Annotated in this window: 25 protein-coding genes; 13 read left to right on the top strand and 12 right to left on the bottom strand. The window is 74.5% G+C overall.

The features are described from left to right. Positions 1-47 precede the first annotated feature (47 nt). Positions 48-458, top strand: a complete 411-nt coding sequence (locus tag Athai_RS16860; protein WP_203962361.1) for a YciI family protein — start codon at positions 48-50, stop codon at positions 456-458. 125 nt (positions 459-583) lie between these two features. Here the strand turns inward: Athai_RS16860 and hrpB are convergent, their stop codons facing one another. Beyond that, the gene (gene hrpB, locus Athai_RS16855; RefSeq protein ID WP_203962360.1) at positions 584-3,052 is read right to left on the bottom strand and encodes an ATP-dependent helicase HrpB; all 2,469 of its coding nucleotides are present in this window, start codon (positions 3,050-3,052) and stop codon (positions 584-586) included. Positions 3,053-3,283: 231 nt separating this feature from the next. Here hrpB and Athai_RS16850 point away from each other — a divergent pair, with 231 nt between their 5' ends. After that, a complete protein-coding gene (locus Athai_RS16850) occupies positions 3,284-3,541 on the top strand; it encodes a DUF6343 family protein (protein WP_203962359.1) in 258 nt (85 codons plus the stop codon). A gap of 96 nt (positions 3,542-3,637) precedes the next feature. Here Athai_RS16850 and Athai_RS16845 read toward each other — a convergent pair whose 3' ends face one another. Further along, entirely contained in the window at positions 3,638-4,858 is a 1,221-nt protein-coding gene (locus Athai_RS16845) for a CapA family protein (protein ID WP_203962358.1), read from the bottom strand. A 245-nt stretch (positions 4,859-5,103) separates the two neighbouring features. Between Athai_RS16845 and gndA the strand changes: the two genes are divergently transcribed. Together gndA and Athai_RS16835 are read left to right on the top strand one after the other, a co-directional pair. Next, positions 5,104-6,543: an NADP-dependent phosphogluconate dehydrogenase gene (gene gndA / locus Athai_RS16840; RefSeq protein ID WP_203962357.1), complete on the top strand. Its 1,440-nt coding sequence runs from the start codon at positions 5,104-5,106 to the stop codon at positions 6,541-6,543. 3 nt (positions 6,544-6,546) lie between these two features. Next, positions 6,547-7,293: a dienelactone hydrolase family protein gene (locus tag Athai_RS16835; protein ID WP_203962356.1), complete on the top strand. Its 747-nt coding sequence runs from the start codon at positions 6,547-6,549 to the stop codon at positions 7,291-7,293. 70 nt (positions 7,294-7,363) lie between these two features. On the opposite strand, the gene Athai_RS16830 is transcribed toward Athai_RS16835, so the two are convergent. Together Athai_RS16830 and Athai_RS16825 are read right to left on the bottom strand one after the other, a co-directional pair. Further along, the gene (locus Athai_RS16830; protein ID WP_203962355.1) at positions 7,364-8,203 is read right to left on the bottom strand and encodes a hypothetical protein; all 840 of its coding nucleotides are present in this window, start codon (positions 8,201-8,203) and stop codon (positions 7,364-7,366) included. Positions 8,204-8,262: 59 nt separating this feature from the next. Continuing rightward, on the bottom strand, positions 8,263-8,970 hold the full coding sequence (locus Athai_RS16825; RefSeq protein ID WP_203962354.1) for a hypothetical protein: 708 nt from the start codon (positions 8,968-8,970) through the stop codon (positions 8,263-8,265). Between the two features lie 125 nt (positions 8,971-9,095). Between Athai_RS16825 and Athai_RS16820 the strand changes: the two genes are divergently transcribed. After that, positions 9,096-9,725 carry a TetR/AcrR family transcriptional regulator gene (locus Athai_RS16820; protein ID WP_239156993.1) on the top strand — a complete coding sequence of 210 codons (630 nt, stop codon included), beginning with the start codon at positions 9,096-9,098 and terminating at the stop codon, positions 9,723-9,725. Between the two features lie 268 nt (positions 9,726-9,993). After that, a complete protein-coding gene (locus Athai_RS16815) occupies positions 9,994-11,661 on the top strand; it encodes an FAD-dependent monooxygenase (protein ID WP_203962353.1) in 1,668 nt (555 codons plus the stop codon). Here the strand turns inward: Athai_RS16815 and Athai_RS16810 are convergent. From Athai_RS16810 to Athai_RS16785, 6 genes are all read right to left on the bottom strand, one after another. Beyond that, positions 11,569-12,204 carry a hypothetical protein gene (locus Athai_RS16810; protein ID WP_203962352.1) on the bottom strand — a complete coding sequence of 212 codons (636 nt, stop codon included), beginning with the start codon at positions 12,202-12,204 and terminating at the stop codon, positions 11,569-11,571. The two genes, Athai_RS16815 and Athai_RS16810, sit on opposite strands and share 93 nt — an antisense overlap. A gap of 246 nt (positions 12,205-12,450) precedes the next feature. Beyond that, on the bottom strand, positions 12,451-13,866 hold the full coding sequence (locus Athai_RS16805; RefSeq protein WP_203962351.1) for an aminopeptidase P family protein: 1,416 nt from the start codon (positions 13,864-13,866) through the stop codon (positions 12,451-12,453). 171 nt (positions 13,867-14,037) lie between these two features. Further along, a complete protein-coding gene (locus tag Athai_RS16800; protein WP_203962350.1) occupies positions 14,038-14,817 on the bottom strand; it encodes a TetR/AcrR family transcriptional regulator in 780 nt (259 codons plus the stop codon). Continuing rightward, entirely contained in the window at positions 14,814-15,665 is an 852-nt protein-coding gene (locus Athai_RS16795; RefSeq protein WP_203962349.1) for an NmrA family NAD(P)-binding protein, read from the bottom strand. Before Athai_RS16795 ends, Athai_RS16800 begins: the two co-directional genes overlap by 4 nt. Positions 15,666-15,710: 45 nt before the next feature. After that, complete coding sequence (locus tag Athai_RS16790; protein ID WP_203962348.1) at positions 15,711-16,202, bottom strand: GNAT family N-acetyltransferase; 492 nt, start codon at positions 16,200-16,202, stop codon at positions 15,711-15,713. Between the two features lie 59 nt (positions 16,203-16,261). Beyond that, positions 16,262-17,041, bottom strand: a complete 780-nt coding sequence (locus Athai_RS16785; RefSeq protein WP_203962347.1) for an SDR family oxidoreductase — start codon at positions 17,039-17,041, stop codon at positions 16,262-16,264. 142 nt (positions 17,042-17,183) lie between these two features. Between Athai_RS16785 and fabG the strand changes: the two genes are divergently transcribed. The 4 genes from fabG to Athai_RS16770 are packed head-to-tail and all read left to right on the top strand — an operon-like array spanning position 17,184 to position 19,550. Continuing rightward, positions 17,184-17,942, top strand: coding sequence for a 3-oxoacyl-ACP reductase FabG (gene fabG / locus Athai_RS16780; protein ID WP_239156992.1), 759 nt, complete (start codon positions 17,184-17,186; stop codon positions 17,940-17,942). Beyond that, a complete protein-coding gene (locus tag Athai_RS34190; RefSeq protein WP_239156991.1) occupies positions 17,942-18,067 on the top strand; it encodes an acyl-CoA dehydrogenase family protein in 126 nt (41 codons plus the stop codon). Before fabG ends, Athai_RS34190 begins: the two co-directional genes overlap by 1 nt. Then, positions 18,031-19,104: an acyl-CoA dehydrogenase family protein gene (locus tag Athai_RS16775; protein WP_239156990.1), complete on the top strand. Its 1,074-nt coding sequence runs from the start codon at positions 18,031-18,033 to the stop codon at positions 19,102-19,104. Before Athai_RS34190 ends, Athai_RS16775 begins: the two co-directional genes overlap by 37 nt. Continuing rightward, entirely contained in the window at positions 19,101-19,550 is a 450-nt protein-coding gene (locus Athai_RS16770; RefSeq protein ID WP_203962345.1) for a MaoC family dehydratase, read from the top strand. The genes Athai_RS16775 and Athai_RS16770 overlap by 4 nt, the downstream gene beginning before the upstream one ends. A gap of 180 nt (positions 19,551-19,730) precedes the next feature. Here the strand turns inward: Athai_RS16770 and Athai_RS16765 are convergent, their stop codons facing one another. Further along, a complete protein-coding gene (locus Athai_RS16765; protein ID WP_203962344.1) occupies positions 19,731-20,447 on the bottom strand; it encodes an SDR family oxidoreductase in 717 nt (238 codons plus the stop codon). A gap of 386 nt (positions 20,448-20,833) precedes the next feature. Here Athai_RS16765 and Athai_RS16760 point away from each other — a divergent pair, with 386 nt between their 5' ends. Further along, a complete protein-coding gene (locus tag Athai_RS16760; protein WP_203962343.1) occupies positions 20,834-21,358 on the top strand; it encodes a TetR/AcrR family transcriptional regulator in 525 nt (174 codons plus the stop codon). Between the two features lie 21 nt (positions 21,359-21,379). Here Athai_RS16760 and Athai_RS16755 read toward each other — a convergent pair whose 3' ends face one another. Next, the gene (locus Athai_RS16755) at positions 21,380-21,862 is read right to left on the bottom strand and encodes a hypothetical protein (RefSeq protein WP_203962342.1); all 483 of its coding nucleotides are present in this window, start codon (positions 21,860-21,862) and stop codon (positions 21,380-21,382) included. 403 nt (positions 21,863-22,265) lie between these two features. On the opposite strand from Athai_RS16755, the gene Athai_RS16750 reads away from it, so the two are divergent. Then, complete coding sequence (locus tag Athai_RS16750; RefSeq protein ID WP_239156989.1) at positions 22,266-23,975, top strand: ABC transporter substrate-binding protein; 1,710 nt, start codon at positions 22,266-22,268, stop codon at positions 23,973-23,975. Beyond that, on the top strand, positions 23,972-24,934 hold the full coding sequence (locus Athai_RS16745) for an ABC transporter permease (protein WP_239156988.1): 963 nt from the start codon (positions 23,972-23,974) through the stop codon (positions 24,932-24,934). Before Athai_RS16750 ends, Athai_RS16745 begins: the two co-directional genes overlap by 4 nt. The last annotated feature ends 2 nt before the right edge of the window (positions 24,935-24,936 follow it).

The raw sequence follows: 24,936 nt of genomic DNA, 5'->3' as shown, positions 1-24,936 counted from the left end.
CGGCCATCGCCGCCGCGTCTGCGCACACCAACCGAAGGAGCACGCGCATGAGCGACCCCACGATGGCCCCCGCGATGGCCTGGACCGAGGCGGTCGAGTACTCGGCCAACCAGGGCCTGCTGGCCAAGCAGCTGTACGTGGTGCTGTCCGAACCCACGAACGGCTTCGGTCCGGTCCTGGCCAACCTCGAACAGCACCTGCGTTACCAGGCGAAACTGGAGAAGGACGGGGTCATGTTCGGCGCCGGCCCGTTCGCCGGTGCGGACGAACGGAACTGGGAGGGCAGCGGCATGTTCATCTACCGCGCCGGTTCCCTGGCACAGGCCCGGGAGTTTGCCGCGGCCGATCCGATGCACGCCTGCGGCGCGCGCAGCTACACGGTGCGGACCTGGCTGCTCAACGAGGGCACCGTCTCCCTCCGGATGTCCTTCTCCGGAGGCAGGGCGAGGCTGGACTAGCCACGACCGACGGCCCGTCCAGTGCTCGTCGTCGGTGGCCGGCGACCACGCCGGCACCCGGCAGCCCCGGTGTACGCCGGCCGGGTGCGCCCTGACGGGGGCGAGTATCGCCCGCAGGGTTGCGGTCAGCGGCGGCGCGGGTTGGTGCGGCGGGTCGCCGGTGCGATGGTCGGGTCGGCCGGCCACGGGTGCCGGGGGTAGCGCCCGCGCAGCTCGGCCCGTACCGCCGGATAGCCGGTGCGCCAGAACGACGCCAGGTCGCTGGTCACCGCGGCCGGTCGCCCGGCGGGCGACAGCAGGTGCAGCGTCAGCGGTACCCGCCCGGCGCCGATGCGCGGGGTGTCGGTGGCGCCGAACATCTCCTGCACCTTCACCGCGAGCACCGGTGCCGCCGGATCGGTGTAGTCGACCCGGATCGACGAGCCGCTGGGTACCGTCACCCGTTCCGGCGCGAGCCGGTCGAGCTCGGCCGCCTGGCGCCAGTCGAGCAGCCGGCGCAGCGCGGCGCTGGCGTCGATGCGCGCCAGGTCGGCCCGCCGCCGGGCCCGGGCCAGCTCGGGGCCCAGCCACGCGTCCGGGTCGGCGACCAGGCCGGCATCCGACACGTCCGGCCAGGGCTCGCCGAACACGGTGCGGCAGAACGCGATCCGGGCCCGCAGCGCCACGCCGCCCGGCCCGAACCGCAGCAACCGCGGGCCCTCGCCGCGCAGCCCGGCCAGCAACGCGTCGTGCACGGCGGCCGGCGCCGGGTCGGGCACCGGGCGGGTGGCGAGCGTGATCGCGCCCAGCCGGTCGATCCGGTCCGCGCGGACATCACCGTCGTACCAACCGATCCGTTCCTCGGTGTGCCGCAGCGCCGCGCCGAGTTCGGCAGCGGTGGTCGGGTCGATCGGTGCGGCCAGCCGGATCCGGGCGGCGGCCCGGCCGACGGGGCGGTCCGCGACCGCGATCGCCAGCCACTGCGCGCCGTGCAACGCCGAGCCCGGTGACAGCTGCGCGGCGGTACCGCCGGCCATCAGGTAGGTGTCCTCGTCGCCCTCGCGCCGGCGGGCCAGCCGCTCCGGGAACGCCAGCCCGGCAACGACGCCGGCCGCTGCCTCGGCGCCCACGCCGGTGGCCGGGTGCTTCGGTGCGGCGCGTTCCAACCGGTGCATCTCCGCCCGCCAGCCGGCCGCACGCCGGTCCCGGTCGAGCGTCCGCCGGGCCGCGGCGAGGTCGTCGGTGCCGGCCCCGTCGGGTTCGGCGAGCAGGGCCACCAGCTCGGCGGTACGCCGGCTGCCCAGCCGCGGCGCCCCGTCGAGCAGCGCCCGGGCCAACCGCGGATGGGTGCCGACGGCGGCGAGCGCCCGGCCTCGCCGGGTCACCCGGCCCCGCGCGTCCACCGCACCGAGCGCGGTGAGCGCCTCGCCGGCCACCGCCATCGCGCCGGCCGGCGGCGGCTCCGGCAGTGCCAGCCCGGTCCCGTCCGGTCGCCCCCAGCAGGCCAGATCGAGCGCGAAGGAGGTCAGGTCGGCGACCGCGATCTCCGGTTCGGGCCGGGCGGGCAGCCGCTCGTGCTGCGCGGCCGACCAGCACCGGTAGACGGTACCGGGGCCTTCCCGGCCGGCCCGGCCGGCGCGCTGCTCGGCGGCGGCCCGGGAGACCGGCACGGTGGCCAGCGAGCCGAGGCCGCGGGCCAGGTCCATCCGCGGTACCCGGGCCAGGCCGGCGTCCACCACGATCCGTACGCCGGGGACGGTGAGGCTGCTCTCGGCGACCGAGGTGGCGAGCACCACCCGGCGCCGGGGCCCGCCGCGCAGCACCGCGTCCTGGGCCGCCGCCGGCTGCCGCCCGTGCAGCTCCAGCACCTCGGCGTCCACAGTGGACAGTGCGGTGTGGACGGTGCCGATCTCGCCGGTACCGGGCAGGAACACCAGCACGTCGCCGGCGGTCTCGGCGAGCGCCCGGCGCACCGTGGCGGCCACGTGGGCGAGCAGCGCCGGATCGACCCGCAGGCCGAGCGCCGGCCGTACCGCCGCCGGCGGCGGGCACCAGACCGGCGTCACCGGATGCAGCGCCGCCGAGGCGGTCACCACCGGAGCGGACAGCGCCGCGGTCAGTGCCGGTACGTCGGCGGTCGCCGAGGTGGCGAGCAGCCAGAGGTCCTCGCGCAGCACCGCCCGCACGTCGGCGCTGAACGCCAGCGCCAGATCCGAGTCGAGCGCCCGCTCGTGACACTCGTCGAGCACCACCGCGGCCACCCCCGGCAGCTCCTCGTCGCGCAGCAACCGCCGCACCAGCAGCCCGGTGGTGACCACCTCGACCCGGGTGGCGGGCGAGACCCGGCGCTCACCGCGCACCGCGAAACCGACCCGCTCGCCGACCGGCTCGCCCAGCAGCGCCGCCATCCGCCGGGCCGCCGCCCGGGTCGCCACCCGGCGCGGCTCGGCCACCAGCACCCGGCCCTCGACCGCGTCGGCCAGCGCCAGCGGGGCCAGCGTGGTCTTGCCGGTACCCGGCGGGGCCACCAGCACGGCGGTGCCGGCGCCGCGCAGCGTGTCGGTCAACTCGCCCAGCACCGCCCGGATCGGCAGGTCGGGCGCGGCGGGCAGCATCCGGCCAGTCTGCCGCACCGCCACGGTGCCGGGCCGACCAGGTGAACTCAACCCACCTGGTCGGCCCGGCCCTGGCGGGACCTGCCGGTCCGCCGGTCGCCCGAGCGGTGACTGGTCGGCCCGGGCCGGTCCGCTCGGCTGGCCGGCCCGGGCCGTCAGCCGGCCGGGTGACCCGAGCGCCTGGCCGGCGACGTGAGGTTTTCGCCCGCTCGGTGCGGGCACCCGCACGGTATGACGCGGCCACGGGGCGACCTGCCGTTCGGGCCGCCGGCGCACAGCGCGCTGAACCTGCGCCTCGCGTTGGCGCTGTTCGGGTTCGTCGTTGCCGGCGGGGCGGCGGTCGCCGGGTTCCTGCTGGGCCGGGTGCTGGGCGGGTTCGTCCTGGCCGCCATCGCGGTCGTCGCCCTCGGCAACGCCGCCTGGGTCCAGCACCGGCGCCGCCAGCGCAGCCGGGCCGAGGGCGGCCGGCACCATTCGCTGTTCGAGTAGCTGCTCCGCCGGTACCAGCAGCGGTCCGCTCCGTGCGGCGGCCGGGGACCGCTGCGGCCGGAAGCGGGCCGGGGGTGCCCCACCCGGAGCCGGCGGTCAGGCCAGCGGTACGCGGGCGCCGAGAGAGTTCACCGCGGCACCGATCCTGCGGTACTCGCGCTGGTAGACCGCCCGCCGCGCGGCGGACGGGTGGCCGGCGAGCGCCGCGGACAGGGTGACCAGCCGGATCTTCGGTGCGATGTCCACCCAGGTCGGTACCGCGTCCAGGTGGGTCACCCGCCAGCGGCCACCGGGCGACTCGGTGAACGTCAGCCGCGGCATCACGCCCTCCCGGCTCGCCGCGATCGGGTCCTCGTGCCGGGCGATCTCGTTGCCCATGCCGTACACCACCCACTTGCCGCCGATGCGCTGGAACGGTTGCACCACGTGGGCATGGCAGCCGAGGATCGCGTCCACGTCGGGCGAGGCGAGCAGGGTACGGGCCTGCGCGCGTTGCTCCTCGGTCGGTTGCTGCTGGTACTCCACACCCCAGTGCAGCGACAGCAACACGATGTCGGCGCCGGCCCGGCGGGCCGCGTGCGCGGCGGTCAGGATCCGGTGCACGTCGGTGATGTCGACCAGCCAGGACTGGCCGGCCGGTAGCGACAGCCCGGTGTTGAGCCCGAACGTGTACGACAGGTCGGCGATGCGCACCCCGTGCACGTCGATCAGGTCGGTCCGGCCCGCCTCCCGGGCGCTGCGCGCGGTGCCGGCGTGGTGCAGGTGCGCGGCATCGAGCGCGGCGAGGGTGTCGGCGACCCCGGCGGTGCCCTGGTCGTACGAGTGGTTGGAGGCGGTGGAACAGTCGTCGAATCCGGTGTCCCGGATCGCCGTGACCACCTGCGGCGGGGCGGCGAACCGGGGCCAGCCGCGCGGTGCGTCCCCCGGCCCCGCGAGCGGCGTCTCCAGGTGGCAGATCGCCAGATCGGCCGCCGACACGTCCGGGCGTACCCCGGCGAGGATGTCGCGGAAGTCCATCCGGCCGTGCCCGTCGGAGCGGGCCTGCTGCCAGACCGGTGGGTGGACGAGTACGTCACCGGCGCCGAGCACGGTGACCTGGCGCGGCCCGGACGCTGAGGGCTGCGCGGCGGAGCGGGCCGGTGCGGATGCGGCGGGGGAGACCGTCCGCGGCCCGTCCGCCGCGCAGCCGGCGGCGGCGACCAGCGTCGCCGCCGCGGCAGCGACGATCGTGCAGCTGCGCTGCCAGGTGCGGCGCGCCCGGGTGGCCCCGCGGGGGGCCGCACGCCGCAGGGGGGCGGTCTCGGCGCGTCGCGACATCGGCCAACCGTACCGACAGCTTCGACGCGCCGCGGCGATTCGGTGATTTTCACCGCGGCCGGATCCTGAGAAGCGCGACCGCGGCGCGTCGCGCGCTGGGTAGGGTCGCCGGCAGACATCGACGTCTGGAGCGTAACGAGTCAGGCCCGCGCGGGCCTGCCTCGACACCGACCGCGAGACCGTACGGACTCGGCGTCGACGGGGGGCGCGGCACCTCCGGGCACGCCGGCGAAAGGCGCGACGAGATGAGCGAGCAAGCCAACATCGGGGTGACCGGGCTGGCCGTCATGGGCCGTAACCTGGCCCGTAACCTGGCCCGGCACGGCTACACCGTGGCCCTGCACAACCGGCACCAGCAACGAACCGACGACCTGGTGGCGGGCTTCGGGGACGAGGGCAGGTTCGTCCCGACCGGGTCGGCCGCGGAGTTCGTCGCCGCGCTGGAGCGGCCGCGCAAGCTGATCGTGATGGTCAAGGCGGGGGCGCCGACGGATGCGGTGATCGAGGAGTTCGCCCCGCTGCTGGAGCCCGGCGACATGATCGTCGACGGTGGGAACGCGCACTTCCTCGACACCCGGCGCCGGGAGAAGGCGCTGCGCGAGCGGGGCCTGCACTTCGTGGGTACCGGTGTGTCCGGCGGCGAGGAGGGCGCGCTGCACGGGCCGAGCATCATGCCCGGTGGCTCGAAGGAGGCGTACGAGTCGCTCGGGCCGATCCTGACCGACATCGCCGCCGACGTGGCCGGCACCCCGTGCTGCACGCACATCGGCCCGGACGGCGCGGGTCACTTCGTCAAGATGGTGCACAACGGCATCGAGTACGCCGACATGCAGCTGATCGCCGAGGCGTACGACCTGCTTCGGCACGCGCTCGGGTTGGAACCGGCGCAGATCGCGGACATCTTCACCGACTGGAACACCGGGCGGCTCGACTCGTACCTGATCGAGATCACCGCGCAGGTGCTCGGGCACGTGGACGCGGCGACCGGCAAGCCGTTCGTCGATGTCGTGGTGGACCAGGCGGAGCAGAAGGGTACCGGTCGCTGGACGGTGCAGACCGCGCTGGAGCTGGGGGTGCCGACCACCGGCATCGCCGAGGCGGTGTTCGCCCGGTCGCTGTCCGGCGGGGCGGCGCTGCGCGAGGCGGCGCGCGGGTTGCTCGGCCCGGCGCGGGCCCCGATCACCGGCGCCGCGGCCGAGACGCTGGCCGCCGACATCGAGCAGGCGCTCTACGCCTCCAAGGTGGTCGCGTACGCGCAGGGCTTCAACGAGATCCAGGCGGGTGCGACGGAGTACGACTGGCCGATCGACCTCGGCGCGGTGGCGACGATCTGGCGCGGCGGCTGCATCATCCGGGCCGCCTTCCTGGACGACATCCGCGCGGCGTACGCGAACGACCCGGCGCTGCCGACGCTGCTGACCGACGGTGGCTTCGCCGAGGCGGTACGCGACGCGCAGGATTCGTGGCGGTCCGTGGTCGCCACCGCGGCCCGGCTGGGCATCCCGGCGCCCGGCTTCTCCTCGGCCCTGTCGTACTACGACGCGCTGCGGGCGCCGCGGCTGCCCGCCGCGCTGGTGCAGGGCCAGCGGGACTACTTTGGGGCGCATACCTACCAGCGGGTCGACCGCCCGGGCACCTTCCATACCGAGTGGGCCACCCGCGACGCAGCGGAACACGAGGTGTAGTAGTTGAGCTACGACGCTATTCAGGCCGAGACCGTCACGATCGGCGGGCACGACGGTGACCGCATCGAGGCGTACCAGGCGCGCCCGCTCGGCCCGGGCCCGTTCGGCGCGGTGGTGGTGATCCACCACCTGCCGGGGTACGACCGGGAGAGCAAGGAGACGGTGCGTCGGTTCGCGGCCGAGGGCTATCTCGCGGTCTGCCCGAACCTGTACTCGCGGCAGGGCGCCGGGATGAGCCACGAGGAGGCGGCCAAGCTGGTCCGGGCCCGCGACGGCGGCATCTCCGACGAGCAGTTGATCGGCGACGTCACCGGCGCGGCGGCGTACCTGCGCGAGCAGACCAGCTCCAACGGCAAGGTCGGCTGCATCGGCTTCTGTTCCGGTGGCCGGCAGGCGTTCCTGGCGGCGGCCAACGTCGATCTCGACGCGGCGGTCGACTGCTACGGCGCGTTCGTGGTCGGCAACCCGCCGGCGGACGCCCCGTTGCGGGCCCGGGGGATCCTCGACCAGGCGCCGAACCTGCGCTGCCCGTTGCTGGGGCTGTTCGGCAACGACGACCAGTTCCCGTCCCCGGACGAGGTGGCGACGCTGGAGAAGGAGCTTTCCCGGCTCGGCAAACCGCACGAGTTCCATTCGTACGACGGGGCCGGGCACGCCTTCTTCTCGGTCGACCGCCCGATGTACCGGCCGGAGGCGGCGCTGGACGGCTGGTCGAAGATCCTGGACTTCTACGGCCGCAACCTGAACTGACCGGCTCGGTGCGGCGGGGTCACCGACCGGTGGCCCCGCCGCAGCGTGTCCCGGCGCCGACGGCGCTCGATCAGAGACCGAACAGCGTGCGCACGATGTCGACGTAGAAGTTGCCCTCGATGTGCCGGAAGATCGCGAACGGCTCGCCCGGGCTGCCCACGAACGGCCGCAGCGTCCACGCCAGCTGGGTGCCGACGAACCCGAACACCACTATCCACACGTACAGCAGTGCCATGCTCGCCTGCCGCTCGGGTGCCGGCGGTGCCGGCCGCATCGGGGCGGTCCCGTTGGTGGGTGCCGGGTGGCCGGCCGCGGCGGCGCCGGGCAGTGCCGCCGGCTGCCCATCGGGCTCGGCGCCGACCATCGCCGCGACCGGCTGCGCGGCCGGTACCGGCGCGACCGGTACCGGGGGTGCCGATGTCGGCTGGTTCATCGACCGCATGCCGCCGACGAGGAACTTCAACCCGACGAACGCGGTGAGCGCCATGATCGCGACGTTGAGCAGCTTGTAGAACGAGTAGTGCGGCGCGGTCACCAGGAAGAACAGGCTGATCGGCGCGAACGCCAGGCACAGCGTGGACATCACCGTCACCGCGACCGACACCAGCGCCACCGCCTGCCGGATCGACAACCGGGCGCCGAACACCAGGTTGAACAGGTACAGCGTCGGTAGGCAGATGACGAGCGTGACGAGCAGCAGGATCGGCAGCTTGACCGCGGAGGCGACGGCCTGCAGCGCTCCGTTCGAGGCGCCGAGCACGGCGCCGTACAGGGCGAGCGAGATCGCCGCGGAGGCGAGCAGTTGTCCCGTCAGTGGGCTGAGGTCACGGTCCTCGCGGATCTGTTCCCAGACCCCGGACCGGTCTCGCAGGATGCGCTCGATCACGAGCAGGCTCTGTGCGGATGCCATGTCAGGCTCCTTGCCGCGACGACGTCGAAGTCGCTACACCCTAAAGGACGCAGCCAACGTCAATCGGTGCGCTCCCGTTCCGTACCGGTCAATCGACGCAGTTCGGTGACCGCGAGGCCGGCCCGGTCCAGCTCGTCGGACAGCGCGGCCAGCGACGGCCCGGTCCCGGACGGCGCGGGCCCGGTGGCGCCCCACCGTTCCAGCCGGCGTACCTCGTCGGCGAGGGCGGCGTGCCGGGCCGGGTCGGCGCCGCAGTCGCCGGCGGCGGTGGCGACTGCCCATTCGATCCGGCGCAGCGACGGCTCGTCGAGGATGTCCGAGCCCGCGCGGATCGCGTCGATCGCCTGCTGCGCGGCGGCCAGCAGTGTCGTGGCCGGCGGGTCGGCCGCCGCCAGCGCGGCGAGCCGGCGGCGACCGAGCAGGACGCCGGCGACCTCGGCGGCTCGCTCGCGGCGCTGGCTGACCGCACCGCGGACCGCCACCAGCCCGGCGGCCAGGGCGACGAGCAGCCCGCCGTCGCCGGCCACCACGCCGAACACCGGTGACGCGCCGCTCGGCCGGGCCCCGGACAGCAGGATCGCGAGCCCGCCGATGCCGAACAGCACCGCGACGATGGTCGTCAGCAGGACCGTGGCCGGGTCGGTACCGCCGGCGAGCAGCCGCCGTCGCACCGGCTCGGGCACCTCGGGTGCGCACACCGGCCGCGGTCGCCGGTCGCGCGCGGGGGAGTCACCCGACGGCGCCGGTGCCTCGACCCGCTGTCTCATGCGCCCTGTCGTACCACAGGGTTCGGCGCCTGGGCAGCCCGGTGAGCTGCCGGCTCGGTCACGGTCGCAGAATTTTGCCTAGCAAGAAAAGTTGCGCTGCCCGCAAAAATTGCTATCGTGAATACGTGGCAGTCGACCCGAGCGGCCTGCGGGCACGCAAGAAGGAGCAGACGCGCATCGCGCTGAGCTGGGCCACCATCCGGCTCGCCGTCGAGCGCGGCCTGGCCAACGTCCGGGTGGAGGACATCGCCGCCGAGGTCGGCGTGTCCCCGCGGACCTTCAACAACTACTTCGCCAGCAAGGGCGAGGCGATCGCCGACCGCGAACTGGAGCGGTTCCGGCAGTTCGCCGCCGCGCTGCGCGAGCGGCCCGCCGGCGAGCCGCTGTGGCCGGCGATCACCGCCGCGGTGCTCGACCGGTACGCGCTCGCCGACGAAACCGGCGACAGTGCCGGGGTCGACGAGACCGCCCGGCGACGCTGGGTCGAGGGGGTGCGGCTGATGATCGCCGAACCGAGCGTGCAGCGCGATCTGGCCGTCGCGTACGCCGCCGCAGAGCAGCAGCTCGCCGCGGCGGTCGCCGCCCGTACCGGCACCGACGTCGACCGCGACATGTTCCCGCGGCTGGTCGCGGGCGCCGTCGGGGTCGCGCTCGGCACCGCCAGGCAGCAGTGGCTGCGCGACCAGTCGGTGCCGATCGCCGACCTCCTCCGCGATGCGCTGGCGCAGGTGGCCGGCGGACTCGCCGTACCCTGACCGACCCTCGCGGCCCGCCCCGCCCCGACACCGGTGGCCCTGCCGGCCCCCCGGCCCGACCCGGCCCCCGACCCGACCCGGCCCCCGACCCGGCCAGCCCCGACCCGCCCCGACCCGACCCGACCCGGAACCGCCCCGGGCAGCGACATCGGCGCCGCCAGGTGCCGGCTGGGCCGGCGATCCGGCACGCGCATCGCGCGTGCCACCACACATCCATGCCGCTCGTGGCCCGGCGGGGCCGCGCGCTGCACCCTGCTCGGAGGTTGCCATGCCCGAAGACGTCGTCATCGCCGGAGCCGGACCCGCCGGCCTGCTGCTCGCGATCGAGCTGAGCCTGGCCGGCGTCCGGCCGCTGGTACTGGAGGCGCTGCCGGAACGCTTGCCGCACAACCGAGCCAACGGACTGGTCGGCCAGGTGGTCCGGATGCTGGACCGGCGCGGCCTGTACGAGCGGCTCGCCGGCACCGCGGGGCCGCCGGTGCCGACCCCGCGGTACATGTTCGGCGGGCTGCCGCTGGATCTCACCGACCTGCCCGACGAGGACAACCCGTTGTACCTGCTGCCGGTGCCGCAACGCCAGATCGAGGACGTGCTGGAGGCGCGCGCCCGCGAGCTCGGGGTCGAGATCCGGTTCGGCCATCGGCTCACCGGCCTGATCCGCACCGACGACGGTGTCCTGGTCCGGGTCGACGGCCCGGACGGCGGGTACGAGCTGGCCGCCGGCTACCTGGTGGGTGCCGACGGTGGGCACAGCGCCACCCGCAAGCTCGCCGGCATCGACTTCCCCGGGGTGTCCCGGGACGACACCGTCTCCCGCTCGGCGCACGTCCGGGTCCCGGACGAGCTGCGCGATCCGGCCACCGGCGGGCTGCGGGTACCCGGCCATGGCACGATCCCGCCGTTCCTCTACCACCGCACCGAGCGCGGCCTGTTCGTCTACGCACCGTTTCCCGGCCGGCCGACGGCGGTGACCACGATGGAGTGGAACGCCCTCGACACCACCGGGGAGTTCGACCTTGCCGAGCTGCGCGCGAGCGTGCGACGGGTGCTCGGCGTCGACGTGGCCCTCGCACCGCCCGCGGGCCCGGGCCCGCACCTGCTGCGCCGCCTGGTCGGCGGCAACACCCGGATCGCCGAGACGTACCGGTCGGGCCGGGTGCTGTTGGTCGGCGACGCCGCGCACGTGCACGCCGCGGTCGGCGGGCCGGGGCTCAACCTGGGCCTGCAGGACGCGGTCAACCTCGGCTGGAAGCTCGCCGCGGCGGTGCGCGGTCGGGACGACCTGCTGGACAGCTACCAGGCGGAGCGGCGACCGGTGGGTGCCCGGGTCGTGACGCACACCCAGGCGCAGTCCGCGCTGATCACGGCCGGGCCGCAGACCACCGCGCTGCGCTCGGTACTCACCGAACTGCTCGCCGACCGCCCGGCCCGCCACCGGCTGGCGGAACTGCTGGCCGGGGCGGACACGCGCTATCCGGCCGAGCCGGGCGCGCATCCGCTGGTCGGCCGGTGGGCACCGGATCTGGTGCTGCGCCGGGCGACCGGCCCGCTACCGGGCTCCTCGACCGGTCCGGCCTCGGGCGAGGCGGCCGGTTCCCGAGCCGGCGGGGTGCCGGGCGCGGCGGCCGCTCCGGGGCCGGATGCCGGGGCTGCGCCGGTGCGGTTGGCCGAGCTGACGGCCGCGGGGCGCCCGCTGCTGCTGGACCTGACCACCGGCCACGACCTCGGTCGGGAACTCGCCGATCTCGCGGGGCGGGTGGATGTCGTCACCGCGGCGCCGGTTGCCGGGGCGCCGACCGCCATGCTGTTGCGGCCGGACTGCTATCTGGCGTGGGCGTCGGACTCAGCGAACCCGGACCCGGCGGAGCGGGCCGCACTGTGTGCCGCGGCCGGGCGCTGGTTCGCTGCGCGGCGGCTGGTCGAGCCGGTCGCGTGACTCCTCCTGCCGGTCGGCCCACCGGGACAGCTGGTCGACCTGGTCGGACAGTGCGGCGCGGCGCCCGGCGTCGCCGCCGCAGTCCAGCGCGGCCCGGCTCACTGCCCACTCCGCGCGGCGCAGTGCCGAGTCGTCGTCGCGGACCGAAGCGGCCCGGATCCGGTCGATGTCGCGCTGCGCGAGCGCCAGCAGCGTCGCCGCCTGCGGATCGCGCACCGCGAGGTCGGCCAGCAGGTGCCGGCTGAGGAACACCCCGGTGCGCTGCGCCCAGCGGCGGCGCAGCGCGCAGAACACGCCGTGCACCACGGTCAGCCCGGCGGCACCGGCGACCAGCAGCCCGCCGCCGCCGACCAGCTCGTCGAAGGCGTGCGGCGCGCCCTCCGGGCGGCCGCTGGAGGCGAGCACGGCGACTGCGCCGGCGCCGAACAGGGCGGTCAGCACGGCGGCGAGCAACGCCATCGAGGAGTCGGCACCGTCGAGCAGCCGCCGACGCATCGGCTCGGAGACCTGGGGCGCGCACACCGGGCGCAGCTGATCGACCATGCGCCTGTCGTATCACAATCAGACGCCGACGGGCACTCCGGAGGGCCGTGACACGTCGATCATTTCGATACGCAAACCGGGCGGGCCGCGGACCGTGCCGGCCGGACGACGATCGCGCCGGTCCGGTTCGAGCGCGGTCGCGCCGGCCCGGCCGCGGGGTGCGGTGGCCCGGCCCGACGCTGGTCGCGCCCGCCGGTCCGATCGGGCGGTCCCGCCGGCGGTCGGCCGCGACCGCTGGACCGCGAATCAGCCCTCGCTGTCCACTGTGGACATCCAGGACTCGACCTCGGCGGCGGTGCGGGGCAGCGCATCCGACAGCAGCCGGTAGCCGTCCGCCGTGATCAGCACGTTCTCCTCGATCCGGTAGCCGAGTCCGCGGAACTCGGCGGGCACCAGCTCGTCGTCCGGCTGGAAGTACAGCCCGGGCTCGACGGTGAGTACGTGGCCGGGTGCGAGCGTGCCGTCCAGGTACTCGTCGGCCCGGGCGGCGGCGCAGTCGTGCACGTCGAGGCCGAGCATGTGGCCCGACCCGCACAGCGTCCAGCGCCGGTAGACCGTCGAGTCCGGATCCAGCGCCTCCTCGGCCGAGCAGGGCAGCAGGCCGAGGTCGGCGAGCCCGTACGCGCTGACCCGCATCGCGGCGCGGTGGAAGTTGCGGTACGACGCGCCCGGCTTCAACTCCGCCAGCGCGGCGTCGTTCGCGGCCCGGTTCAACTCGTACAGGTCGCGCTGGATCGGGCTGAAGTGCCCGGAGATCGGCAGCACCCGGGTGATGTCGGCGGTGTAGAGCGAACGGGTCTCCACGCCGGCGTCGAGCAGCAGCAGGTCGCCGTCGCGGACCGGGCCGTCGTTGTCGATCCAGTGCAACGTGGTGGCATGCGGGCCGGCGGCGACGATCGAGTGGTACCCGACGTCGTTGCCCTCGGTGCGGGCGCGTCGCCAGAACGTGCCCTCCAGGTACCGCTCGGAGGTGGCCTTCGCGCGGTCCAGCGCGCGCACCACGTCGGCGAAGCCGCGCGCGGTGATGTCGCAGGCCAGCTGCAACTGCTCGATCTCGTAGGCATCCTTGACCAGCCGCAGCTCGGCCAGTACCGCGGCCAGCTCGTCCGCCGCGTACCCGTCGTCGCGGGCCGGCAGCAGCGCGTCCACGCCCGTGTCCACCCCGCGCAGTACCCGGGTGGGCAGGCCGGCGCGCAGCGCGGTCTCCAGGTCGGCCACGTCGCGGGTGACCAGGCCGAGTTCGGCGGTGGACTCGGCGAGCGACGGCCGGCGGCCGACCCACAGCTCGCCGGCCCGGCTGCGGTAGAACTCGCCGTTGTCCCGGCGCGAGCGCGGCGGCGCGAACAGCGTGTCGCCGTCCGGCTCGACCACCAGCACCGAGTCGGCGTGCTGGTCGCCGGACAGCCACACGTAGTTGGAGTGCGCCCGGAACCGGTAGTCCTGGTCGGCCGAGCGGGTCTTGAGCCGGCCGGCCGGCACCACGATCCGCTCCCCGGGGAACGCCGCCCGCAGCCGGTCGCGGCGCTTCGCGGCGAACCCGGCGACCGGCAGCTGCGCCAGCTCCCGGCGCTCGGTGTCCGCCCAGCCGGTACTCATGAACGCGTCCAGCGCCTCGGTCGGCGGCCAGTCGTGGCTGCCGGTGGCGAACTGCTCGCGGGCCATCACACCTCCCAGCGTTCCGTATGTCGAACGATGCAACGCTAGGCACCGGACCCGGCGAGGTCAATGCGCCGACCCTGGCTCGGTGTGGACCCTGGGCATTTGTCCGGCCGTACGGAATGGTCCGGTGGCGGACCTCACCGCCAGCCGTTCGATGCACGGAACGGACGCCGGTCACGACCCGCCGAGGAACTGGTCGAGCTCGGTGTCGAGCAGGGTCCCGGCATCGATGCCGACCGCGGCGAGCAGCCCGTCCAACTCCATGCTCACGATCCCGTGCAGCCGCACCCAGAGCCGCACCGCGGTGGCGGCGACGGTCGGATCGACCGCGCTGTCCCGGCTGCGAGCCCAGTCGGCAACCTCGCCGCGCAGCCGTGGCGGAGCCGGCGGCAACGGCCCGGGCAGGGCGGCGACCAGCTCCAGCAGTACCCGCATGGCCTGGTGCGACGCGGTCACCACGGTCGGCGCGGCCAGGTGCCCGTCGCCGTCCGGGTCGGTCAGCATCACCCGGTAGACGGCCGGGTCGGCGAGCGCCCATTCCCGGTACGCGGTGGCGACGGCGCGCACCTGCCCGGCCGGCCGGCGCCGCCGCGCCGCCTCGGCGGCGGCGGTGACCGCCGCGGTCAGCTGCTGGTAGCCGACCGTCGCGAGCGCGGTCACCAGCGCTGCGCGGGAGTCGAAGTACCGGTAGACCGCCGGGCCGGACATGCCCATGGCGCGACCGATGCCGTTGAGCGACAGCCCCGGTACGCCCCGCTCGGCGAGCTGGTCGCGCGCCCGCCGGAGGATCTCCGCCCGGGTCGCCGCGCGCTGCCGTTCCCGCCGCCCCGGCACCGCTGGTGTACCCGGGTGCGTGGCCGCGCCGGTCGGCGCCGTGCCCGGCTGTGCCGCTCGGGTACCGGCCGACGCGTCCGCGCCGGCCGGCTCGGCGGCGTCGTCGGCCGGCCGCCTCATCCGCGGAACGCGTCGGCGTGGTCGCGGGCGAACTCGTCCACCCCGCGCGCCGGGTGCCCGGTCAGCTCCGGTACCGCGGTGGAGACGCCGGCCGCCTCGCCCCGGCGGTAGTGCGCGTAGTCCTCCAGCAGGCCCTCGATCTGCCAGTCGGGCAGGGCGCCGCGCAACTGCTCGGCGAAGCTCTCCGGTGGCACGTCCGCGAAGCGCACCTCCCGGCCGGTCGCGGCCGAGAGCGCCGCGGCCAGCCGGGTGTGCGTGATCGCCTCCGGGCCGGTGAGGTCGTAGCGGCGGCCCAGGTGGCCGTCGGTGGTCAGCACCGTGGCCGCCGCCTCGCCGATGTCGCGCACGTCGACCGCGCTGACCGCGGCGTCCCCGATCGGCGCGCCGAACCCGCCGGTCGCCCGGATCAGCCCGGCGAACGCGAGGGTGCCCTGCAGGAACAGGTTGGGCCGCAGGATGGTGTGCGCCGGGCCGTGCTCGGCCGCGTAGCGCTCGACCTGCGCGTGCCAGCGCAGGAACCGCACCGGTGAGTCGGTCGCGGCGGCGAGCTGGGAGAGGATCGCGACCTGGCCGACGCCGGCCGCTCGGGCCGCGTCCAGGAACCGTAGCTGCCGCTCGGCGGCCCGCGCCGAGGACGGCGTCACCAGGTACGCGGCGTCGACATCGGCCAGCGCCGCGTCCAGCGCGGCGGGATCGTCGAAGTCGGCCCGCACGGTCTCGTCCGCGCCGGGCACCGGCCCGCCCTCGGTGCGCAGCATCGCGCGCACCGTCACGTCGCGCCCGGCGAGAGCCTGCAGCACCGCACCTCCGGTGGCGCCGCTCGCCCCGGTCACCAGAATCCGTCGCATGACGCCCGCCTCCTCAGTTATAGCCTCTAACAAAGTTAGAGTATCTCACTGAAGGCGGTCGGGAAGGTGATCGTCAGCACCGCCCGGCCGGGCCGTCCAGCGCAGGGTCAACTCCGGCAGCTGCTCCATGTTGTCGGCGCCGCGGCCGATCTCGACGAACCCGTGCCGGGCGTAGAAGGCCCGCGCGTCGACGTTCGCCTCGAACACGTGCAGCGTCAGGCACTCCGGGCTGTACTCCCGCACCGCGGCGAGCAACAGCGAGCCGATGCCGTGCCGGCGCCGTTCCGGCCGCAGGTACAGGGCATCCAGCAGGGTGCCGTCCAGCGCCGCGTAGCCGACGACCGTGCCGTCCGCCTCGGCCACCAGCACCCGGCAGCCCGGCAGGACTACCTCCCGTACCCAGCGCACCACCTCGTCGTGGCCGCGCCGCTGGGGCGGCAGGTACGGCATCGTCGCTGCCCGGGACTGCCGGTGCACCTCGGCGATCGCCGCCGCGTCGTCGGCCGTCGCCGGCCGGATGGAGATGGGTGTCCGCATCCGACGACCGTACGGGTCGTCGCCGGCCGCCGCGCGCGGGTTTCGGCCCCGCCGGGCGGCTACCGGTCGCCGAGGGTCAGCGCGGGCCGGATCGCGGCGCCGCCGTCGACCACCAGGGTCTGCCCGGTCAGCCAGCCCGACGTGCTGCCGGCCAGGAAGACGGCGGCGGCCGCGATGTCGGCCGGCTCGCCGATCCGGCCCAGCGGGATCGCCGCGTTCAGTGCCGGTTCGTGGCCCTCCCACAGGGCGCGGGCCAGCCGGGTCCGGACGATGCCCGGCGCGATCGCGTTGACCCGCACCCGCGGCGCCAGCTCGGCGGCGAACTGCCTGGTCAGGTGGATCACCGCGGCCTTGGTGGCGTTGTAGTAGCCGATGCCCGGCTCGGTCAGCAGTCCGCCGACCGAGGCCAGGTTGACGATGCTGCCGCCGCGCTCACGCATCGAGGCGCGCCACACCGCCTGCGTCCACAGCACCACCGACAGCTGGTTGACCTGCACCGTCTTCTCCGCGCGGGCCACGTCCAGGTCCACCATCGGCCCGTAGTAGGGGTTGGTGCCGGCATTGTTGACCAGCACGTCGACCCCGCCGAACGCGTCGACCGCGGCGGCGACGCAGCCGGCTGCGGCGTCCGGGTCGCCCACGTGCGCGGCGTGCGCCCGGATCTCGACGCCCGGGTACGCCGTCCGCAGCCTGTCGGCGACCTCGTCCAGCGCGTCCTGCCGGCGGGAGGTCAGCAGCACGTGGCAGCCCTCGGCGGCGAGTGCGGTGGCGATCGCGGCGCCGATGCCTCGCGATGCCCCCGTGACGAGGGCGGCGCGGCCGGCCAGTCCGGTGTCCATGCGGTACCCCTTTCGCGGCCGACCCGGGTCGATGTCCCGGTATGGGGCCGGTGTCCGGTGCGTGGCGTTGACGTGGTTCGCCGATGGGCTTACCTTACCGACCAGTAGCGTGCCGTCCAGCCGACACGAAAAGAGGTCCACTGTGGACAGGTTCACCGGGCGGGTCGCCGTCGTCACCGGCGCGGCGCAGGGCATCGGCGCGGCCACCGCGTGCCGGCTGGCGGGTGAGGGCGCGACCGTGGCGGTACTGGACCTCGATCTCGACCGCACCGCCGAGACGGTCGCGGCGATCCGGGCCGCCGGCGGCACCGCCGACGGGTACGCCGTGGACGTGGCCGACGCCGGCTCGGTGAGCGCGGCGGTCGACGCCGTCGCCGGGGCGTACGGGCGGATCGACGTGCTGGTCAACGACGCCGGCGTGACCCGCGACAACCTGGTGCACAAGCTCTCCGAGGACGACTGGGACACCGTCCTTTCGGTCAACCTCAAGGGCGCCTACCTGGTCAGCCGGGCGGTGCAGCAGCAGATGGTCCCGGCCGGGTACGGGCGGATCGTGTCGCTGTCGTCCACCTCGGCGCTCGGCAATCGCGGCCAGGCCAACTACGCCGCGGCGAAGGCCGGCATCCAGGGGCTGACCGCCACCCTGGCGATCGAGCTCGGCCGGTACGGCATCACCGCGAACGCGGTCGCCCCCGGCTACGTGGCGACCGCGATGACCGCGGCGACCGCGCAACGGGTCGGCATGGACCCGGCCGAGCACCAGCGGCTCGCCGCCGAGCAGATCCCGGTACGCCGGGTCGGCCGGCCCGAGGATGTCGCTGCCGCGATCGCGTTCCTCGCCTCCGAGGAGGCCGGCTACGTCAGCGGCCAGACCCTGTACGTGAACGGGGGGCTGCGCTGATGGAGTTCGGACTGACCGACGAGCAGCGCGCGATTCGCGACACCGTGCGCGACTTCGTCCGCAAGGAACTGTCCCCCGCGAGCCCGAGGTGCTGGCCCGGGACCGCCGCGGCGAGCCCGGGCTGACCCGCGAGGAACTGACCGGGTTGCAGGCCAAGGCGCGCGGTTTCGGCTTCTGGGGCCTCTCCACACCCGAGGAGCACGGCGGGATGGGCCTCGACGCGGTCACCCAGGCACTGATCCACACCGAACTGGGCCGCAGCTACGTGCCGTTCACCTTCGGCGGCGAGGCCGACAACATCCTCTACGAGGCGAACGACGCGCAGCGCGCCGAGTACCTCGTGCCGACGATCGAGGGCGACCGGATCTCCTGCTTCGCCATCACCGAACCCGGCGCCGGGTCGGATGCGGCGAACATCCGGCTCACCGCCCGCCCGGACGGCGACGACTGGCTGCTGTCCGGCGAGAAGACGTTCATCACCAACGGCAACGACGCCGACTTCGCGATCGTCATCGCGCTCACCGACCCGGCGGCCGGCGCCCGCGGCGGCTCCACCGCCTTCCTGGTCGACCGCTCGATGGGCTGGACCTCGTCGCCGATCGTCACGATGGGGCCGGCCGAACCGGCGTCGCTGTTCTTCGACCAGGTGCGGGTGCCGTCCTCGCACATCCTCGGCGAGGTCGGGCAGGGCTGGCGGCTCGCGATGCGCTGGATCGGCCGCGGCCGGTACCTGATCCCGGCCCGGGCGGTCGGCATCGCCGAGCGGGCGCTCACGATGGCCATCGAGTACGCGAAGACCCGGGAGACGTTCGGCGCGCCGATCGCCGCCAACCAGGCGATCCAGTGGATGATCGCGGACAGCGAGCTGGAACTGGAGGCGGCCCGGCTGCTGGTGCTGCGCGCCGCCTGGCTGGTCGACACCGGCGCCGACCCGCGGCACGCCTCCTCGATGGCGAAGCTGTCCGGCGCCGCCATGGTCAACCGGGTCGTCGACCGGGTGCTGCAGATCCACGGCGGCATGGGCTACACCCGCGAGCTGCCCATCGAACGCTGGTACCGCGAGGTGCGGCTGTTTCGCATCTTCGAGGGCACCGACGAGATGCAGCGGCTCATCCTCGCCCGTGATCTGCTGCGCGGCCACACGAAGGTGGGGCTGGCGTGAGAACGTTCGACAGCGCCGCCGAACTGCTCGCCGCCGCCGGGGCCGACCTGGGCACCAGCGACGCCCGGCCGGTCAACCAGGCTCGCATCGACGCGTTCGCCGACGCCACCGGTGACCGGCAGTGGATCCACGTCGACGCCGAACGGGCCGCCGCGGGCCCGTTCGGCACCACCGTCGCGCACGGGTTCCTGACCCTGTCGCTGCTGCCGATGCTGCTGCGCGAGGTGGTCCAGGTGCGGGCCGCCCACGCGCTCAACTACGGCCTGGACCGGGTCCGGTTCCCCGCCCCGCTGCCGGCCGGCTCGCTGGTCCGGGCCAGCGCCAGGCTGCTGTCCGCCGAGCCGGTCGAGGCCGGCGTGCAGACCGTGCTGCGCGCCACCGTGCGGGCCGACGGCGCCGCCAAGCCGTGCTGCGTCGCCGACCTGGTGACCCGCTACCTCTTCTGACCGCTGCCGCGGTCAGCCCGCCGACCCCGCCGCCGACCGGCCGCCGGTGCGGTCTGCCCACCGTCGCGCCGCCGCCGACCGGCCGCCGGTGCGATCGACCCACCGCCGACCCCGCCGCCGACCTGTCGCCGGTCCGGTCGGCCCACCGTCGGGCCGCCGACCATCCGGCCGCCGGTGCGGTCAACCGACCGTCGGGCCGCCGTCGACCGGGAGCACGGCGCCGGTCAGGTACGGGTTGGCCACCAGGGCCAGGATCGCCTGCGCCACCTCCGCCGCGGTACCGACGCGGCCGATGCTCGCCGCCTTGCCGTACTGGGTGAACACCGCCTCGCGCGCCTCGGCCGGGAACCCGGACCACCACGCGGTGTCGACGACCCCGGGGGAGACCGCGTTGACCCGAACCGGGGTCAGCTCGGCGGCGAGGCTCGCCACGCCGGCCTCCACCGCGCCGTTGATCATCGCCAGGCCGACCGCGCCGGGGGCTGCCGAGCGGGCGCTGGCCGCGCCGACCAGGGTGATCGAGCCACCTGGCTGCAGCGCCGGCAGCGCGGCCTGGATCGCCCCGAGGAATCCGATCACCTTGGTGTCCAGCCCCGCGCGGACCGAGTCGAGGTCGAGCCCGGTGACCGGGCCGATGCCGGCCGAGTCGCCGGCCGCGAGCACCAGATGGTCCAGCCGGTCGGGTACCGCGGCCGCGATCGAGCCGCGGTCGTGCAGATCGGCGACGCGCCAGGCGATCCGGTCGCCCGCGGCGCGCAGCTTGGCCTCGTCCCGGCCGGTGACGGTGACCTCGGCGCCGGCGGCGCGTGCGGCCCGGGCGGTGGCCAGGCCGATGCCGGAGCTGCCGCCGACGACGAGGACGGTACTGCCTTCGAGAACATCATTGTGAGACGTCATGTCTCGAAATATATCCGAGTCATGGCGTCTCGTAAACTGGCCGGATGGACGAGGCATCCAGGCGCGGCCGGCCCGACCCGGCGAAGGCCCACCCGCCCCAGGACTCGGGGCCCCGCCGACCCCGTCAGACGCGCGGTCCCGGCACGGCTCCCGGCCCCGGACCGGGCAGGGCTCCCGACCCCGGCCAGATGCGCGACCCCGGACCGGCTCCCGACCCCGGACCGGCTCGCGACCCCGGACCGGCTCCCGACCCCGGACCGGCTCCCGACCCCGGACCGGTTCGCGACCCCGGACCGGTTCGCGACCCCGGACCGGCTCCCGACCCCGGACCGGTTCGCGACCCCGGACCGGCGGCCGACCACGGCGGGGCGCGCGGTACCGACGAGGTGAAGCGCGGCCGGCCCCGGGACGAGCGGGCCCGGCTGGCGATCCTGCAGGCCGCCCGGGACCTGCTACTGGAACACGGGTACGGCGCGCTGACCGTCGAGGGCATCGCGCGCCGGGCCGGCGTCGGGCGGCAGACCGTGTACCGGTGGTGGCCGACCAAGGCCGACGTCGCGCTGGAGGCGATGAACGCGCAGGCCGAGCTGGAGATCGCGGCCGGCGACCTGGCCGGCTTCCTGCGGGAGACCTTCACCGTCGCGCCGCGGTACGTGGCCGCCCTGTCCGGCTTGATGGCGCACGCGCAGCTCGACCCGGCGTTCGCGACCCGGTTCCGGGCAGAGTTCCTGGCCCGCCGGCGGGCGGCGCTGATCGACCTGGTCCGCGCGGAGCTGCCGGACGCCGATCCGGAATACGCCGCCGATCTGGTCTTCGGCACCCTCTGGTACCTGGTGTTGACCCGCCCGGAGCGCCTCGACGCCGCCCTCGCCGACCAGCTGTACGCCACCCTGCGCGGCCGGCGCCGCTGACCCCGCGGCTCGGGTGCGGGGTCAGCCGCCTCCGCAGGGCGGCATCGAGCTGGCGGCGCCGGTGCCGGGGTAGGCGAGGAAGTCGGCCAGCACCGTGCCGGCCACCAGCAGCCCGACCAGGGCCGGCGCGGTCAGCACGATGCCGAGGGCGCGGACGCCCAGTGGCCGGCCTCGCCCGGCCAGGGCGACCACGGCGAGGACGAGCGCGGCGCCGAACACCGCGACGGTGCCGACCGGCACGGCGAGCGGGAACCCGTGCTGCCAGTGCACCGCGCTGTTGTCCCCGTCGAACCGCACGCAGGCGGCCCGCACCCTGGCCTCGGCGCGTCCGGCCAGCACGCTCATCGCCACCAGGCCGAGGACACCCAGGGTCAGGGCCGCGCCGGCCGCTGCGGCCCACCGCCAGCCGGCCGTCCGTCGGCGGCGGATCCGCTCCGCGTCCGGCGTGCCGTCGGACGGTGCCCGGACCGTCGGTGGCGTTGGCGGGTCGGCGTCTGGGTGCACGGCTCCTCCGGCGGGTGGGACGGGCGGCCGAACGCTAGCCTCCCGGCGCAAGCCGGCGAAACGGCGGAGTGTGATGCACACTGCGTTAGGTTGACCGATGGCGAACCACGTCGTTAGGTTCGGTGCCGTGGATGGTCATCTGCGTCTCGGCTACGAGCTGGCGCTCCTCGCGAACCACCGGCACGCCGTCGCCGACGTGCACTGTCGCTGACCGCTCCGTCGGTCGGGCTTCCGGACCACCGACACCACCCCGCTCGGTGACCGTCCGTGTCGGACGGAGCCGTCGCTTCTTGCCCCTTTTCTTGCGCATTTCCGCTCGCTAGTGTCATTCGCGGTGATACCGCCGACCGGCAGCGGTGCGCTTCCGGCTGCCGGTACCCCGCCGGCTTCTCAAGGAGCCCTCGTGAACCGCAAACCCGTCCTGTCGATCGCCGCGGGCGCGCTGCTGGCTGGCACGCTCGCCGCCTGCGGCACCACCGGCGGTGGATCGTCCACCACCGCCTTCGATCCCAAGACCTGCCAGGGCGGCACGCTGGAGGTGCTGAACCAGCGCGACATCACGCACCTGGACCCGGCCCGGATCTACACCTCCGGCGGCGGCAACATCCCGTCGCTGCTGTTCCGGACGCTGACCACCCGCAACCGGGCGGCCGGTGCCGCCGGCGCCAAGGTGGTGCCGGATCTCGCCACCGACCTCGGCACCCCCAGCGACAACGCGAAGACGTGGACCTACCACCTGCGCTCCGGCCTGAAGTACGCCGACGGTAGCGCGATCACCAGCGAGGACATCAAGTACGGCATCGAGCGGTCGTTCTCGCCCGACCTGCCGGGCGGCGCCGCGTACCTGCGCGACTGGCTGGTCGGCGCGAAGAACTACGCCGGCCCCTACAAGGGCGACGCGAAGACGCGGGAGCTGGCCGCGATCGAGACGCCGGACACCAAGACGATCGTGTTCCACCTCAACAGCCCGCACGGCGACTTCCCGTACCTTGCGACCGCGACCCAGTTCGCGCCGGTGCCGAAGGCCAAGGACGACGGGGTCGACTACGAGAAGCACCCGGTCTCCAGCGGCCCGTACCAGATCGAGACGTACCAGAAGAACAAGAAGCTGGTGCTGACCCGCAACAAGTACTGGTCGCGCGGCGTCGATCCGCAGCGGCTGGCCTGCCCGGACACGATCGACATCACCTCCGGGCTCAACCCGGACGTGATCAACCAGCGGCTCGCGGCGGGCTCGGGCAACGACGCGAACGCGGTCACCACCGACACCGACCTGGGCCCCGCACAGCTCGCGCAGCTGCAGAGCAACCCGGAGCTGGCCAAGCGCGTCGCCAAGGGCAACTTCCCGTACACGTACTACCTGACGTACGACACGACGAAGGCGCCGTTCGACAAGCTGAAGGTGCGGGAGGCGTTCAGCTACGCGGTGAACCGCAACTCGGTGATCAACGCGATCGGCGGCAGCTCGCTCGGCTACCCGGCGACCACCTTCCTGCCGGCGCAGAAGTCCATGGGCTACCAGCCGTACGACTACTTCCCGGCCGGCAAGAGCGGTAACCCGGCGAAGGCGAAGCAGCTGCTCGCGCAGGCCGGTTACCCGCACGGGCTGACGGTCACCCTGGCGCACAACAACACCGCCGACGACCCGAGCGGTCCGGAGGTGGCGACCGCGGTGCAGGACGCGCTGAAGAAGGCCGGCATCACGGTCAAGCTGCAGACCATCGACTCCAACTCGTTCTACGACACGCTGAACAACCCGAAGACGCAGCCGCAGCTGGCGATCGCCGGCTGGGGTGCGGACTGGCCGAGCGGCGGACCGTTCCTGATCCCGCTGTTCGACGGCCGGCAGATCATCGCCTCCGGCGGCAACTTCAACACCGCGATGGTGGACGACCCGGCGGTGAACAAGCAGATCGACAAGATCAACGCGATCACCGACCCGGCGCAGGCGGCGAAGGCGTGGGGCGCGCTCGACGCCTCGATGGGCAAGCAGGCCTGGTACGTGCCGCTCTACCACGGCAAGGACCTGACGCTGTACGGCAAGAACGTCAAGAACGCGTTCGTGTCCGACTGGACCGGCGTCTACGACCTGTCGCAGCTCTCGGTCAAGTGAGTACCGACGCACTGGCCGACCAGGCCGGGGCGCCGGCGCCCGAGGGGGGCGCCGGCGCCCGGTCGGTGTGGCGCGCCCTGCGCCGCGAACCGGCCGCGATGGTCGGCCTGGTCGTGGTCCTGCTGCTGATCGTGGTGGCGCTCGCGGCGCCGCTGCTGACCGCGCTGGAGGGCCAGGACTACACCAGCTACCACGACGGGCTGCTCGACTCCGCCCGCGGCGGGGTGCCGGCCGGCGACCTCGGTGGTGTCTCCGCGCACCACTGGCTCGGCGTCGAGCCCAAGACCGGCCGGGACCTGTTCGCCCGGGTGGTGTACGGGGCGCGGGTGTCGCTCGCGGTGTCGCTCGCGGCGACCGTCCTGCAGCTGCTGATCGGGCTGTCGGTCGGGCTGGCCGCCGGGCTCGGCGGCCGGATTGCCGACGCGGTGCTGTCCCGGGTGACCGACCTGGTACTGGCGTTCCCGGCGCTGATCTTCTCGATCGCGCTGCTCGGCATCGTGCCGCAGTCGTTCCCCCGGCCGGTGCTGCTGGTGCTGGTACTCGCGCTGTTCGGCTGGGCCGGTACGGCGCGCATCGCCCGCGGGCAGGCGCTGACGCTCAAGACCCGGGACTACGTCTCGGCCGCCCGGCTGGCCGGGGGCCGCGGTGCCCGGCTGGCCCGCCGGGAGATCCTGCCCGGCCTCGCCGCCCCGGTCATCACCTACGCCGCACTGATGGTGCCGGGCAACATCGTCGCCGAGGCCGGCCTGTCGTTCCTCGGCGTGGGCATCAACCCGCCGACGCCGTCCTGGGGCCAGATGCTGTCGTCTGCCACCACCTGGTTCGGGGGCGACCCGATGTACGTGGCGGTCCCCGGCGTGCTGCTGTTCGCCACCGTGCTGTCGTTCACGCTGTTCGGCGACGGGCTGCGCAACGCGCTCGACCCGCGGAGCACGTCGCTGTCGAAGAGGGCGGAGTAGCC

The organism is Actinocatenispora thailandica (assembly GCF_016865425.1).
Taxonomy (GTDB): Bacteria; Actinomycetota; Actinomycetes; order Mycobacteriales; family Micromonosporaceae; genus Actinocatenispora; species Actinocatenispora thailandica.
The sequence above is the reverse complement of the archived record's forward strand: the minus strand, read 5'-3'. Positions and strand labels throughout refer to the sequence as shown.